Here is a 14,902-nt window from a genome sequence, read left to right as displayed (position 1 = left end):
GGCTCTTGCCGAGTCATCATTCGCGCAAATCCAGATAGGCGACGACATCGTTGTCGGTCGCGAGGAACAGGCCTTCCTGAACGATGTCGGTCTGCTGCGCGGCGATTTCCATCGCCTCGCTCAGCGGACCATAGAAGAGCGTCGTCGCGGCGCCGCCGTCGGGCCCGCCTTCGAGATGGTAGAGCCGCACGCTGGCATCGGCGAACGTCGAGCGCATCAGGTTTCGCCCTCGCCGGAAGTATCGCGCCGCGAACCTTCGAGCTGGCGCTCCTGCCGGGCGCGCTCTGTCTCCTGCGCTTGCCGCTGCGACTTCGACCGGCCGTGGAGCAGGCGGTTGGCCTGGGCGCCCGCAGCGTCTTCGCGCCGCCGCTTCGCCTTGCGCGCCTGTCTCAGATTGACGATCTCGGCCATGGCGCGATCCTAGCACTCCTTGGCTTTCTGGCGAAGACGATGTTTTGACCGAACAGGCGGGGTGTCGCATCGCGCGCCAGCACGCCTATATGGGCGCAGATAAAAGGGCCGCGCCCGCTGCGCTGGGCCCATAAGATTATTTGCGGAGATCATCATGTCCGAACCCGTCGCCCCTCCCCGTCGCCCTCGCGGCGCGAAAAAGCGCGCTGCATCGGGGAAAGGCGATCTGGTCGCGGAAATCGCGCAAGGCGTTCGCGAATCGCTGCTTCCCGGCGATGGCCCGTTCGAAGATGACTGGGTCGAGGAGACCGCGGCGTTCCTGCTGGAAACGGCGCGCGATCGCACGCCGGGCGAACCCGCCGTCCAGATCGAATCGTCGAGCGAGGGACGACGCGTTCTGCGCATCGCCGTCATCAACGATGACATGCCGTTCCTCGTCGATTCGCTGGCACTCGCGATTTCCGCGACCGGCCTGGTGGTCGACCGCCTGGTCCATCCGGTGATCAAGGTGCGGCGCGACAAGAAGGGGGCGCTGACTGCGGCCTCGCAAGCCAGTGGCGAAGGAATCCTGGCCGAATCGATGATCTACATCGAGACGGCGCGCGTCGATGCCAAACAGCGCCGCGCGCTCGCTCAGGCGATCGAATCCACGCTCGCCGACATTCGCGCCGCCGTGACCGATTGGCGGCGCATGGTCGATACGATGGGCGAGGATGCGCAGCGGATCACCGATCCCGAAGGACGCGCACTGCTCGAATGGCTGCGCGACGACAAGCTCACGATCCTGGGGCATGTCACGCGCAAACGCGATGGAGGCCACGAAAAGCTGCTCGGCATCTGCCGACGTGCCAAGTCGATCCTGGCCGATGCGAGCTACGACCGCGCCTTCGCATGGTTCGATGAAGCGCTGCGCCGCGACGACGTGCGCGCGCCGTTGGTGATCAAGGCGAACCGCATCGCCACGGTGCACCGCCGCGTGCCGCTCGATCTGTTCGTCGTGCCGATTGTCGAAGGGGGCAAAGTCACTGCACTTTCGATTCATGCCGGTATCTGGACCAGCGAGGCGCTGGGCACGCCGCCGGATCGCGTGCCGCGGTTGCGTCACCAGCTCTCGATGTTGTCGGGCCGCCTCGGTTTCGATCCGCGCGGGCATACCGGCAAGTCGATCACACACGCGCTGACCAGCTTGCCGCACGATCTGGTGATCAGCTTCTCGGACGACGATGTCGAGCGTGTGGCCACGGCCATGACCAGCTTGGTGGATCGCCCGCGCCCGCGGCTGGTGCTGGTCGAAGCGCCGCTCGCGCGGCACTTGCTCGCGTTCGTCTGGCTGCCGCGCGACATGCTCTCGACGCAGATGCGCCGCAAGATCCAGGGCATGATCGAGGACCAGGTCGGCGCGCCCGCGCTCGACTGGAGCTTGCAAGTCGAGGCGGGAACCCTCGCGCTGCTGCGCTACGTGCTCGATATCCGTGAGGCGGACAGCATCCCCGAGGAACGCGATCTCGATCAGCGCCTGCAAGTCATGCTGCGCGGCTGGAGCGAGGCGGTGGAAGCCGCCATTGCGGCAGACGGTGAACCGGCCCGCGCCGCGGCCATTGCCGCGCGCTACGCCGACGCTTTCCCGATGGGCTATCGCAGCGATTACGGCGCCACCGAAGCTGCGATCGACATTCGCCACATTCGCCGCATCGCCGGTGGCGAGAGCGAGGACGTCTCGGACGCACAAAGCCCACGCGCCTCGCGCCGCGACGTGCGCTTGTTCCGCCTGCCCGGAGACGAAGCGGAGCGGCTGCGGCTGAAGGTCTATCAGTACGAAGGCAGTCTGCCGCTCTCGGATGCGGTACCGGCGCTCGAGCACTTCGGGTTCCGCGTGCTGGCCGAGATTCCGACCTCGCTCGACGATGGCCGCCTCGCGACGATCCACGACTTCCTGCTCGAGCTTCCAGCGGGCGAGCCGGCAGAATTGCTGCTCGACCGGACTGACACCATCGAAGAAGCGATCGCGGCCGTTCTCAACAACGATGCCGAGAACGATGTGTTCAACCGCCTTGTGATTTCGGCCGCGCTCGATGCGGGCGAAGCGGACTGGTTGCGTGCCTTCTATCGCTACATGCGGCAGGCGGGTTCGAACTATACGATCCATACCGTGGTCGATGCGCTGGGGCGCGCGCCCGAGGTGACGCGCGCGATCATCGCGCTGTTCCGCGCTCGCCACGATCCCGATTTCGCCAATAACCGCGCGGCCGCCGAAAAGGAGGCCTCCGATGCGATACGCGTCGGCCTCGCCGGTGTCGCCGCGATCAACGACGACCGGGTGCTGCGGCAGGTGCGCGCGCTCGTCGAAGCGATCCTGCGGACCAACGCCTTTGCGCCGGCATCGCGCGAGGCGCTGGCCTTCAAGCTCGAATCCGCCAAGGTTCCGGGACTGCCGCGCCCCGTGCCATGGCGCGAGATCTTCGTCTATTCGCGCCGGGTCGAGGGCATCCATCTGCGCGCCGGCCCGATCGCGCGCGGCGGGCTACGCTGGTCCGACCGCCGCGACGACTTCCGCACCGAGATCCTCGGGTTGATGAAAGCGCAGCGCGTCAAAAACGCGGTGATCGTGCCGACCGGCGCGAAGGGCGGGTTCTATCCCAAGTTGCTGCCCGATCCCGCGCGCGATCGCGGCGCCTGGGCGGCCGAGGGCCAGGCAAGCTACGAGGTTTTCATCCGCTCGCTGCTCTCGATCACCGACAACATCGTCGATAACAAGGTGGTCCATCCCGAGCGCGTGGTGATCCTCGACGGCGAGGATCCCTATTTCGTGGTCGCTGCCGACAAGGGCACGGCCAAGTTCTCGGATATCGCAAACGGCATCGCCGAATCGCGCGATTTCTGGCTCGACGATGCCTTCGCCAGCGGCGGCTCGCACGGCTACGATCACAAGGCGATGGGCATCACCGCGCGCGGTGCGTGGATTTCGGTGCAGCGCCATTTCCTCGAGATGGGGATCGACGTGCAGGCTGAACCGGTGCGCGTCGCCGGCTGCGGCGACATGTCGGGCGACGTGTTCGGCAACGGCATGCTGCTGTCGCGCGCGATCAAGCTCGTCGCGGCCTTCGATCACCGGCACATCTTCATCGATCCCGATCCCGATCCGGAAACGTCGTGGGCCGAGCGCCAGCGCTTGTTTGAATTGCCGATCTCGAGCTGGGAGGACTACGACAAGGCGCTGATCTCGAAGGGCGGCGGGGTCTTCGCGCGCACGATGAAGCGCATTCCGCTGTCCGACGAGATGCGTGCGATGCTCGGCACCGATGCGTCCGAGCTCGAACCCGAGACGCTGATCTCGGCGATCCTGCGCGCGCAGATCGACCTGATCTGGTTCGGCGGCATCGGCACCTACATCAAGGCGAGCACCGAGAACAACGCGACCGTGGGCGATCCCACCAACGATCCGATCCGCGTCGATGCCGCCGAAGTGCGCGCGCGGGTGATCGGTGAGGGCGCCAATCTGGGCGTGACCCAGGCGGGCCGTATCGAATTCTCGCAACGCGGCGGCGGCGCCGGAGGCGGCCGGATAAACACCGACTTTATCGACAACTCCGCAGGCGTCGATTGCTCGGACAACGAGGTCAACATCAAGATTGCGCTCGCGGCGGCACAACGCGGCGGCAAGCTTTCGGAGAAGCGCCGTAACGAGCTGCTGGTCGAGATGACTGACGAAGTTGCCGAACTGGTGCTCGATGACAACCGCATGCAGGCGCTGGCGATCTCGATCGCCGAGCGTGGCGGGGCAGCGGCGATGCCGTCGCACATGCGGCTGATCGACATGCTCGAAGAAACCGGGGATCTCGACCGGCGAACCGAGGGGCTGGCAGAGAACGAAGCGCTCGCGCGGCGCGCGCTGGAGTCGCGCGGTCTCACGCGCCCCGAACTGGCGGTGCTGCTGTCGTCGACCAAGCTGATGCTTCAGGCCGCGATCGAGGACGGCGATCTGGCGGACGACCCCGAACTGGTCGGCTTGCTGTTGGCGGCGTTTCCTACGCAGATGCAGAAGCAGTATCGCAAGCAGATCGAAGGCCATCGCCTGCGCCGCGAGATCATCGCGACCAAGCTGGCGAACCGCATCGTCAATCGTCTGGGCATCGTCAATCCGTTCGAACTGGCGGAGGAAGCAGGCGCGGATCTGGCGCAAGTGGCGGCCGCATTCATCTTGGCGGATCGCTTGTTCGGACTGCACGCGATCTGGGAGCACCTCGAAACCGTGGCGATCAGCGAGACCGCGCGGCTCGAACTGTTCGAGAAGCTGGCGCACATCACGCGCAGCCATATGGCGGACTTGTTGCGAGTCGGTGCGGGCCGAGTGGTGCCGAGCGAGCTGCAAAAGCGGCTCGAAAAAGGCATCGGCGTGCTGTCGGCCGGGACCAAGGAAATGCTGGGCGACAGCGCCCGCTTGCAATCCGCGCGACTACGCGACCAGCTCGGTGAGATTGGTGCGCCCGAGGATGTAAGCGCGGCGGTGGTGCACTTGTTCGACCTCGACGGTGCCGTCGGGATCGCCGAACTTGCGGCCGCAACTGGCATCGAACCAAGGCTCGTCGTCGCCGCCTTCACGCGTCTCGGCAGCGGGCTGGGGCTCGACTGGGCACAGACCACCGCGGCGCTGATGGAGCCGTCCGACCCCTGGGAGCGGCTGCTGGTCGCTGGCCTGGCGCGTGATTTCCAGGAAATGCGGCTCGATTTCCTGCGCGCGCTGGCGAAGTCGCGCGGGACCAAGGCCGATCCGGTCAGCGCGGTCGAAGCCTGGGGCGAGCGCAACAAGGCGGCAATCGCCACGTTCCGCGGCATGGTGACTCGAGCCGAGGGCGCAGTCCCGGTGACGCCTGCGATCCTCGCGCAGATCGCCAGCCAGGCGCGGCATTTGCTCACGCGGTAGGGTCGTCGGAGAGAGCTTCGCGACATTGAACGGCCGTCACCCTGAACTCGTTTCAGGGTCCATTTTGCCCCCCGCTCCGTCGTTTCGGGTGGCGAGATGGATGCTGAACCAAGTTCAGCATGACGGCACTTAGGCGTTCTTCATTACGCCTGCGGAACTTAATACCGGGACGCCGAGGGGCGTGCGCTCCCTTACTCCAGCGGCAGGGCGTTGGCTTCCTTGATCGTCTCGAGCACGATGATCGAGCGGACGTCGCGCACGCCCTTGATGCGCACCAGCTTGCGCAGCGTGATCTGGCTGAGGTGCTCGACGTCACGCGCGATGACGTGAACGAGGTAGTCGCTGTCGCCGGTCACAGCATGGCAGGCGATGACGTAGGAATTCTGCGCGATCTCGCGTTCGAAGGCATCGATGTTCTCGTCCGAATGCGCGGCGAGGTTGATCAGCACGTAGGCGTTGAGTTCGAAGCCCAGCTTCCGCTCGTCGAGGACCGGCGCATAGGCGCGGATGAGGCCTTCGTCTTCGAGCCGCTTGATGCGGCGGCTGACGGGGGTCGCCGACAGGTTCACGCGCTCGGCAATGGTCGCCACGGGCATCCGCGCGTCTTGCTGAAGCGACGCGATGATCCTTCGATCGAAATGATCCAGCTGCATGAATACCTCGTGATTGAGCAAATTCTTGGTGAATCCCACTAGCAGCTCGGTTGCTGCGGAAGCAATCCGCACGGAACTGAACCCACCTTTGTGGTATTCTTCCAGACATGAAGACACCGCTGACCAAAACCAGCACGAGTGGGCTTCGAGGAGACTACGAGGGTGCCGCTGCCGACTTCACCGTCGGACAGGATTGGAGTTCGTATTCGCCCGAGGCGCATGATCGCTGGCGCCGCCTTTATGCGAACCAGAGCCGCCTCGCGCAGCGATATGCCGCGCCCCAATTCGTGGCAGGCCTCGCGCGCCTCGATTGTGCCGATGGCATCCCGCGTTTCGAGGACGCGAATGCCGTGCTGAAGCCCGCGACCGGCTGGCAGCTGGTGGCGGTTCCGGGCTTCATTCCGGACGATCACTTCTTCGATCACCTCGCCAACCGGCGCTTTCCCGTCACCCGCTGGCTGCGCGAGGAGCACGAGTTCGATTATCTCGTCGAGCCTGACGTGTTTCACGATTTCTTCGGTCACGTGCCGATGCTGCTCGATCCGACCATCGCCGATTTCCTCGAGCTTTACGGCAAGGCGGGCGAGCGGGCGATGGCGATGAACGCGCTTGATATGCTGGCGCGGATCTACTGGTACACGATCGAGTTCGGGCTGCTCGCGACCGACAAGGGGCTCAAGGTTTTTGGCGCTGGCATCGTCTCCTCGCCTGGCGAGACGGTCTTTTCGGTGGAAGACCCCGAGGTCCTCCGCCTGCCGTTCGATCCGGTCCGCATCATGCGCACCGGCTACGAGATAGACTCGTTCCAGAAGACCTATTTCGTCCTCGATAGCCTGCCGCAGCTGATCGACGGCCTTGTCGATCTCGACTTTGGTCCGATTTACGAACGCCATCGCGACGAAGCTCCGATCCCCGCCGGACGGCTTCTGCCCAACGAAACCCCAGTCACCCCCCAGATCATCGGAGAACCCAGCGCATGACCGACTTGTTCGAAAACCCGATCGGCCTCGACGGCTTCGAGTTCGTCGAGTTCTCCGCGCCCGAAAAGGGCATGCTCGAACCCGTGTTCGCGGCGATGGGCTTCACCAAGGTCGCGCGGCATCGCTCGAAGGACGTCGAGCTGTGGCGGCAAGGGGAGATCAACTTCATTACCAATTACGAGCCGCATAGCCCGGCCTGGTTCTTCAGCCGCGAACACGGCCCCTCAGCCTGCGGCATGGGCTTTCGCGTCCGCGACGCGCGCGCTGCTTATGCCGAACTGCTCGCGCGCTCGGCCGAGCCGGTCGCGGTCGAGACCGGCCCGATGGAACTGCGCCTCCCCGGCATTCGCGGCATCGGCAATTCCATCATCTACCTGATCGATCGTTACGAGAAGAACGGTGAGGGTCTCTCGATCTACGACATCGATTTCGAGTACCTGCCGGGCGTCGAACGCCACCCCAAGGGCGCCGGGCTCAACCTGATCGATCACTTGACGCACAACGTCTATGGCGGGCGCATGGCCTTCTGGGCGGACTACTACGAGAAGCTCTTTAACTTCCGCGAGATCCGCTATTTCGACATCAAGGGCGACTACACCGGCCTCACCTCGAAGGCGCTGACCGCGCCCGACGGCAAGATCCGCATCCCGCTCAACGAGGAAGGCGAAGGCGGCAAGGGCCAGATCGAGGAGTTCCTGCGCCAGTTCAACGGCGAAGGCATTCAGCATATCGCGCTGATTTCCGACGACCTCCTGGCGACGTGGGACAAGCTGAAAGAGCTTGGCGTGCCGTTCATGACCGCGCCGCCCGAAACCTATTACGAAATGCTCGAGGAGCGATTGCCCGATCACGGCCAGCCGGTGGGCGAGCTGAAGGCGCGCGGCATCCTGCTCGATGGCACGACAGATGATTTGGGCTCAGGCGGCCAGCCCCGCCTGCTGCTGCAGATCTTCGCAGAAGCGAATGTCGGGCCGGTATTCTTCGAGTTCATCCAGCGCAAGGGCGACGAAGGCTTCGGCGAGGGGAATTTCAAGGCGCTGTTCGAATCGATGGAGCGCGACCAGGTCCGCCGCGGCGTGCTCAAGGTCGAGGAGCCGGCGGAATGAGCCTGGCCGACGCAGCGCCAGCCCTCACGGGCATTCACCACGTCGCCTATCGCTGCAAGGACGCGAAGGAGACGGTCGACTTCTACCGCGACGTCATGGGCATGGATTTCAAGCTCGCGATCGCCGAGGATACGGTGCCCTCAACAGGCGAGCCCGATCCTTACATGCATGTGTTCCTCGATGCGGGCGGCGGCAATGTGCTCGCGTTCTTCGAGCTGCCGAGCCAGCCCGACATGGGTCGCGACGAGCAAACGCCCGCCTGGGTGCAGCACATCGCGTTCAAGGTCGCGGATTACGACAGCTTGCTGACCGCCAAGGCCCGGGCCGAAGCGCGCGGGCTGGAAGTGGTCGGGCCGACGCATCACGGCGTGTTCAAGTCGATTTACTTCTTCGATCCGAACGGTCACCGTCTGGAACTGGCCTGGGATTTCGGTACGGATGACCAGTACCAGCGGTTGAAGGATGTTGCCGAAGACATGCTCGAGGAATGGTCGCGCACCAAGAAGGCCCCGCGTCACGCGGCCTGGCTGCACGAGAAGATCGCCCAAGAGACCGCCTCTTGATGAAGCTGCACGGGTACTACCGCAGCTCGACCAGCTACCGGCTGCGCATTGCCCTCAATCTGAAGGGCCTGGAGTACGAAACCGCGCCCGTCGATCTGCTCGCCGGGGCGCAGAAGGATCAGGATTTCCGCGCGCTCAATCCTTTCGCGGGCGTTCCGGCGCTGGAACTCGACGGCAAGGTCTACGCGCAATCGATGGCGATCCTGGAGTGGCTGGACGAACGCTTCTCCAACCGGCCACTGCTTCCCGCATCCACCGAGGACCGCTTCGTTGCGCGCGAACTGGCCTATGCCATCGCCACCGAGCTCCATGCGCCGCTGAACTTGCCGGTGCTCAAATACCTGAAGCGCGATCTGGGGCATTCGCAAGGCGAGATCGATACTTGGTATCACACCTGGCTCGGCAAGACGCTTCGCCCGATCGAAGCCAAACTGGCTGCGCGCGAAACCGGCGATTTCCTGTTCGGCGCGCCCGGCCTGTTCGAGGCGGTGCTGATCCCGCAGCTTTATAATGCGCGGCGGTTCGACTTCGACTTGTCGGCGATGCCGCACATGGTCAGGATCGAGGGAGCCTGCAGTGAGCTTCCCGCGTTCCAGGCTGCGCACCCCGATAACCAGCCCGACAGTCCCGCGGACTGATCGGCGCAGATCCGCAAGAGAGGAACTCCATGAAGCTTGCAACCCTGAAGGACGGCCGCGACGGCAAACTCGTCGTGGTCTCGAAGGACGTCACGCGGTACAGCTCTGCGGACCACATCGCGCCGACGCTGCAGGCCGCGCTCGACAACTGGGAATTCTGCGCGCCAGCGCTGGAAGCGCTCTACACCGACGTCGAACACCAGGCCGTGCCGTGCGAGCGGTTTCACGAGCATGACGCGCACTCGCCGCTGCCGCGCGCCTACCAGTGGGCCGACGGCAGCGCCTACATCAATCACGTCGAGCTGGTGCGTAAGGCGCGCGGCGCCGAAGTGCCCGAGAGCTTCTATTCCGATCCACTGATGTACCAGGGTGGCTCCGATGCTTTCCTGCCCCCGCGCGATCCGATCCCGCTCGGCGACGTGGCCTGGGGCTGCGACATGGAAGGCGAGATCGCGGTCGTCACCGACGACGTGCCGATGGGCGTATCGGCTGCCGACGCGCTGGGCCACATCAAGCTCATCATGCTGGTGAACGACGTCTCGCTGCGTGGCCTGATTCCCGGCGAACTGGCGAAGGGCTTCGGCTTCTTCCAGTCGAAGCCGCCTTCGGCCTTCACCCCGGTCGCGGTGACGCCGGACGAACTGGGCGATGCCTGGAAGGACGGCCTCGTCCACCTGCCGCTCAAGGTCGATTACAACGGCGAGCCGTTCGGCCGGGCGCAGGCTGGCGAAGACGCGACGTTCAATCTCGCCGAACTCGTGGCCCACGCGGCCAAGACGCGGCCGCTGTGTGCGGGCACGATCATCGGTTCGGGCACGGTCTCGAACAAGGATGCCGACGGTACGCCGGGGCGTCCAGTCAAGGACGGCGGGCGCGGCTATTCCTGCATCGCCGAGATTCGCATGATCGAGACGATCAACGACGGCAAACCCACGACCGCGTTCATGAAGCCGGGCGACACGGTGCGGATCGAGATGTGCGATGCTGCCGGCCACTCGATCTTCGGCGCGATCGAGCAGGAAGTCGTGCAGGCGTGATCGTGCGCGCCTAGCGTCCCCCCCACACACACTTCGTCATGCTGAACTCGTTTCAGCATCCATGTGCCCGTCGGCGAGACCTGACTGGGGGGTGAAATGGATGCTGAAACAAGTTCAGCATGACGGTGGGTAGGGCGGCTGTTTCGGCCAGAGTTTCTCGCGCAGTCTGGACGAGATTCTAGCGCAATTCCTCGAGTCCGAGCTTCGAGAGCAGCGCGGCCCGCGCGTCGACGACGCGCTCCCAAAGCGCCGGATCGGCAAGGACATCCGCATGGATCTCTTCGGGCCACATCTCCCGCACCACCGCTTCGGCGGTTGCCAGCCGCGCCGCATCGACCATGAACCGCGGATCGACCATCGCCGGGTCCGCCACCACGCGCAGCCGCAGGCAGGCGGGGCCGCCGCCGTTGGCCATGCTCTCGCGCAAGTCGTGGACGAAGAGCTGACGGATCGGGCCATTTCCCGCGACATGGCCTTGCAACCACGACCATACGCTGGGCGTCGCCTGGGCTTCACCGGGCAGCACCAGCGCCTGCTCCCCGGTGGGCAACGTCACCAGCTGCGCATTGAACAGATACGACGTGATTGCATCGCCCAGCGGCACCGCGCTTTCGGGCACTTCGACGATCTCGATCTCCGGCAGCTTGGCGCGCAATTCAGAATAGAGCCCGTCCTTGTCGGCGAAGGCGGCTTCGTGCGCGAACAGCACGCGCTCATTGGCGACGGCGACCACGTCGTTGTGGAACGCGCCCGCCGCGATCGCGGCTTCGGATTGCTGCGCGAACACGGTGCGCGCCGGATCGAGGCCATGCAGCCGCGCGACGCTCTCGCTCGCGGTGCGATGCTGGCGCGCGGGGAAGGGGCCGCCGCTGGTGCCGTAGACGAACACCTCGATCCCCGATTCGCCATGCGCGGCACATAACCGCATGTGGTTCGCCGCACCTTCGTCGCCGAAGGGGGGCGGCACCGGCTCGTGGACCGCGAAAGCGTTCTCGTTCGCAAACGCGAGGCGCAGTTGCGCGAGCGTATCGACCCATTCGTGGCTGCGGTGCGGCATCGTCACCAGGTTGGCGACGGTCAGATGGCAGCGGCCATCGGCGGTATCGGGCGCGGGGCTCACCGTCGCGGCGTTGGCCGCCCACATGCTCGAGGCCGACATCGCGCCGTAGCGCAGCGCCGCGTCCGCGCTCGCCATGTCGGTGCCGAGCCGCGTCAGCCAGCGCGTATCGGGGCGCGGGAGCGGCATGAACCAGCCTTGCGCTAGTCCGCGCTCCAGGTTGGCGCGCATTTTGGCGAGGCCCTGCAGCGCCGCGTCGCGCGGCCGCGACACGCTGCCCCGGTTGCGAGTCGATGCGAGGTTGCCGAGGCTGAGCCCCGCATAGTTGTGGCTCGGGCCGACGATACCGTCGAAATTGATCTCTGTGAGCATGCTTCGGTGCTTACCCAGTTGGCGCGCCCGCCGCCATCCCCCCGCGCGCTTGCAGCCAATCGGCGCGTCGCTCGTTGCAAGGGTGTGGCCCGAAGAACTCTGGGCCTGTCATCCGAGAAGGAACTCTATTGCCCCGCCTTATTCTCGCTACGCTGCCGATGCTGGCGCTGGTCTCCGCTTGCAACATGGATCCCTCCGGCAACGGCAAGGGCGATGCGCAGAGCCGCGATCCTGCGGCCGCGACCCAAGACGATGCCGCGATCGATTCGATGGCCTCGCACGATCCCGCGCCCGGCCAGGCGGTGGCTCCGGACCAGGCGGACGACAAGCCGCGCCCGGTGATGCAGATGCAGGTCGTGCTCGATCGGCTGGGCTTCACTCCGGGCGTGGTCGACGGCGAGATGGGCATGTCGACGCGCAACGCGATTTCGGGGTTCCAGGAAGCGCGCGGTCTCAAGGTCACGGGCGAAGCCGACGAGGCGACCAAGCAGGCGCTGGCGACATGGAACAACATTCCCGCGACTCGCGTCGTCACCATCCCTGCCAACTTTGCATCGGAACCGTTCCAACCGATCCCCGACGATACCGCCGCGAAGGCCAAGCTGGACCGGCTTGGTTATACCTCGCTCGAGGAAAAGCTCGCCGAGCGTTTTCATACCACGCCCGAGACGCTGCGCATGCTCAACCAAGGCATGACCAAAGCATCCGCCACGCCTGCCCCCTCGGCGAGTGCTTCGCCAACCCCATCGCCTGCGCCTGCGCCTGCGCCTACGGCCTCGAGCTCGAATGGTGCCGCTGGCGCCAATGCGTCGCTTTATCGCGCCGGTCAGCAGATCCGCGTGCCCAATGTCGGTGCCGACAAGATCGAGCCGGGCAAGATCGACGATCCTGCGTGGCGCTCCACTCTCTCGACGCTCGGCATCGGGACGGCTCAGCCTGAAGCCGCGCGGATCGTCGTCAGCAAGTCCAAGAAGACGCTCAAGGTCTTCGATGAAAACGACAAGCTCGTCGGGATGTACACCGCCACGATGGGGTCGAGCCACGATCCACTCCCGCTGGGCGAGTGGAAAGTGACCGGCGTCGCTCACAATCCCGACTTCGCCTTCGACCCGGAACTGATGTGGGACGTGCCCGACGACGAAGAGAAGCAGCGCCTTCCGCCCGGACCCAATGGTCCGGTCGGCGTGGCCTGGATCGATTTGTCCAAGGAGCATTACGGCATCCACGGCACACCCGATCCCGAGACCATCGGTCGCGTGCAAAGCCATGGTTGCGTGCGCCTGACCAACTGGGATGTCGCACGCCTGGCACAGATGGTCCACGCGGGAACGCAAGTCCTGTTCGAGGCGTGACATGCAGGCGGGTTGGCGCACCATCGCCAAAACCGTGGCCGCCACCGCGCTGGTCACGACCACGTTCTGGTTCGTCGTCGGAGCCTGGTATCTGAAGCAGTCGAATTCGACCGCCGACAAGTCCGCTCGCCCTCCGGCCGTAATCGTGTCCGAACCCGCGCCATCGCAGGCTTCGGGCCAGGCATCGTCCGGTCGGCGGCCCTCGACCACTGCCCCGACGACGTATCTGGTCCCCAACACGCCCCCCGGACGGCTGGCGATCCCGGTCGTCGGTGTGGCGTCCGGGCAGTTGATCGACACGTTCGCGCAAGCAAGGGAAGAAGGTGCGCGCCGTCACGACGCGATCGATATCATGGCCCCTCGCGGCACACCGGTCATCGCGGCGGCATCGGGCAAGGTCGAGAAGTTGTTCCTGTCGGACGCCGGCGGAAAGACCGTGTACGTCCGCTCGCCCGATCGGCGCCTCGTCTACTATTATGCCCACCTCGATCGCTACGCGCCGAGCCTTCGCGAAGGACAGACGGTGAAGCGCGGCGACCCGATCGGCACCGTCGGCTCGACCGGCAACGCCAATCCCGACGGGCCGCATCTCCACTTCGCGGTCTGGCGTATGAAACCCGATGCGGACTGGTTTGACGAGGGCCTGCCGATCAATCCCTACGGCATGCTCGCGCGAGACTGAGCGAGAGGGGGTGCCGTAAGCCGTCACGCACGGCGGATTCGTCCGCTTTTGCACATCCGCTTCGGTCCGCTCGCTTGCAAAAGGCCCGCGCTGCTGCGATTCTACTGGGATGTTGCCTGCGATCTTCGGACTGGTCGGAACCACGCTCGGCGATGAGGAGCGCGCCTTTTTTCGGGAGTGCGATCCGGCGGGCTACATCCTGTTCGGCCGCAACATCGAAAGCCGCGAACAGCTGCGTGCGCTGACGGACGATCTGCGCGACATTCACGGGCGCGAGCGGCTGTTCATCTGCATCGATCAGGAAGGCGGTCGCGTCGCGCGGATGAAGCCTCCGGTCTGGCCCGCCTATCCGTCCGGCGAGACTTTCGACAAGCTCTACGACGTCGCTCCGGCAAGCGCGATCGAGGCCGCGCGCGCCAATGCCGAAGCGCTGGGGCTCGATCTCGCCGAAGCGGGGGTCAGCGTCGATTGCCATCCTTCGCTCGACGTGCGCCAGCCGGGCGCGCACGATGTGATCGGCGATCGCGCGCTCGGCTCCGATCCGATGCGTGTCGCCGCGCTCGGGCGCGCGACGCTGGCGGGGCTGGCGCGCGCTGGCGTGGTCGGCTGCATCAAGCACATGCCGGGGCACGGGCGTGCCATGGCGGACAGCCACAAGGAGCTGCCCACGGTCGAGGCGAGTGCGGACGAGCTCGAGATCGATTTGCAGCCGTTCCGTTCGTTGGCCGACGCGCCGATCGGAATGACGGCGCACGTGCGCTACACCGCTTGGGATGCCGAGAATCCCGGTACGCTCTCGGCGACCGTGATCCGCGACGTGATCCGCACCCGCATCGGTTTTGCCGGCCTGCTGCTGTCCGACGATCTCGACATGGAAGCGCTCGACGGAACCGTGCCCGAACGCGCCGCGCGCGCGATCGCCGCGGGCTGCGACATCGCGCTCAATTGCTGGGCGAAGATGGACGACATGACCGGCATCGCCAAGGCCCTGCCGGCAATGTCGGACGAAGCCGCGCTGCGCCTCGAGCGGGCGCTGATCTCCGCCGGCGACGCAGGCACTGCCGGCGATCACGCCGAACTCGTGGCCAAGCGCGACGCGCTGCTGGCTGCGGCGCAAGTGTGAGCGTCGA

General features: G+C 65.5%; 13 protein-coding genes. 9 read left to right on the top strand and 4 right to left on the bottom strand.

Features of this window, described 5'->3' with window-relative positions; genetic code table 11:
* Positions 1-16: 16 nt before the first annotated feature.
* Complete coding sequence (locus GQO94_RS10405; RefSeq protein WP_156841115.1) at positions 17-217, bottom strand: hypothetical protein; 201 nt, start codon at positions 215-217, stop codon at positions 17-19.
* Positions 217-411: a DUF4169 family protein gene (locus GQO94_RS10400; RefSeq protein ID WP_156841113.1), complete on the bottom strand. Its 195-nt coding sequence runs from the start codon at positions 409-411 to the stop codon at positions 217-219. Before GQO94_RS10400 ends, GQO94_RS10405 begins: the two co-directional genes overlap by 1 nt.
* Before the next feature lie 154 nt (positions 412-565).
* Here GQO94_RS10400 and GQO94_RS10395 point away from each other — a divergent pair, with 154 nt between their 5' ends.
* Positions 566-5,332, top strand: coding sequence for an NAD-glutamate dehydrogenase (locus tag GQO94_RS10395; protein WP_156841111.1), 4,767 nt, complete (start codon positions 566-568; stop codon positions 5,330-5,332).
* A 191-nt stretch (positions 5,333-5,523) separates the two neighbouring features.
* On the opposite strand, the gene GQO94_RS10390 is transcribed toward GQO94_RS10395, so the two are convergent.
* On the bottom strand, positions 5,524-5,985 hold the full coding sequence (locus tag GQO94_RS10390; RefSeq protein ID WP_156841109.1) for an Lrp/AsnC family transcriptional regulator: 462 nt from the start codon (positions 5,983-5,985) through the stop codon (positions 5,524-5,526).
* A gap of 107 nt (positions 5,986-6,092) precedes the next feature.
* Between GQO94_RS10390 and phhA the strand changes: the two genes are divergently transcribed.
* The 5 genes from phhA to GQO94_RS10365 are packed head-to-tail and all read left to right on the top strand — an operon-like array spanning position 6,093 to position 10,309.
* Positions 6,093-6,965 (top strand): phenylalanine 4-monooxygenase, encoded by an 873-nt coding sequence (gene phhA, locus GQO94_RS10385; protein ID WP_156841107.1) that lies wholly within the window; start codon positions 6,093-6,095, stop codon positions 6,963-6,965.
* Positions 6,962-8,071: a 4-hydroxyphenylpyruvate dioxygenase gene (hppD, locus tag GQO94_RS10380; protein WP_156841105.1), complete on the top strand. Its 1,110-nt coding sequence runs from the start codon at positions 6,962-6,964 to the stop codon at positions 8,069-8,071. Before phhA ends, hppD begins: the two co-directional genes overlap by 4 nt.
* Positions 8,068-8,634, top strand: a complete 567-nt coding sequence (locus tag GQO94_RS10375; RefSeq protein ID WP_156841104.1) for a VOC family protein — start codon at positions 8,068-8,070, stop codon at positions 8,632-8,634. The genes hppD and GQO94_RS10375 overlap by 4 nt, the downstream gene beginning before the upstream one ends.
* Entirely contained in the window at positions 8,634-9,272 is a 639-nt protein-coding gene (gene maiA, locus GQO94_RS10370) for a maleylacetoacetate isomerase (protein WP_156841102.1), read from the top strand. The genes GQO94_RS10375 and maiA overlap by 1 nt, the downstream gene beginning before the upstream one ends.
* Before the next feature lie 29 nt (positions 9,273-9,301).
* Positions 9,302-10,309 (top strand): fumarylacetoacetate hydrolase family protein, encoded by a 1,008-nt coding sequence (locus tag GQO94_RS10365; RefSeq protein WP_156841100.1) that lies wholly within the window; start codon positions 9,302-9,304, stop codon positions 10,307-10,309.
* Between the two features lie 178 nt (positions 10,310-10,487).
* Here the strand turns inward: GQO94_RS10365 and GQO94_RS10360 are convergent, their stop codons facing one another.
* On the bottom strand, positions 10,488-11,738 hold the full coding sequence (locus tag GQO94_RS10360; RefSeq protein WP_156841098.1) for an N-succinylarginine dihydrolase: 1,251 nt from the start codon (positions 11,736-11,738) through the stop codon (positions 10,488-10,490).
* Positions 11,739-11,866: 128 nt separating this feature from the next.
* Between GQO94_RS10360 and GQO94_RS10355 the strand changes: the two genes are divergently transcribed.
* From GQO94_RS10355 to nagZ, 3 genes are all read left to right on the top strand, one after another.
* Positions 11,867-13,090, top strand: coding sequence for a L,D-transpeptidase family protein (locus GQO94_RS10355; RefSeq protein ID WP_232332874.1), 1,224 nt, complete (start codon positions 11,867-11,869; stop codon positions 13,088-13,090).
* A 1-nt stretch (position 13,091) separates the two neighbouring features.
* Positions 13,092-13,772 carry a M23 family metallopeptidase gene (locus GQO94_RS10350; protein WP_156841096.1) on the top strand — a complete coding sequence of 227 codons (681 nt, stop codon included), beginning with the start codon at positions 13,092-13,094 and terminating at the stop codon, positions 13,770-13,772.
* A gap of 109 nt (positions 13,773-13,881) precedes the next feature.
* The gene (gene nagZ, locus GQO94_RS10345) at positions 13,882-14,895 is read left to right on the top strand and encodes a beta-N-acetylhexosaminidase (protein ID WP_156841094.1); all 1,014 of its coding nucleotides are present in this window, start codon (positions 13,882-13,884) and stop codon (positions 14,893-14,895) included.
* The last annotated feature ends 7 nt before the right edge of the window (positions 14,896-14,902 follow it).

This window comes from Novosphingobium aquimarinum (genome assembly GCF_009746585.1).
GTDB classification, from domain to species: domain Bacteria; phylum Pseudomonadota; class Alphaproteobacteria; order Sphingomonadales; family Sphingomonadaceae; genus Novosphingobium; species Novosphingobium aquimarinum.
This window is presented reverse-complemented; position numbering and strand designations above follow the sequence as displayed.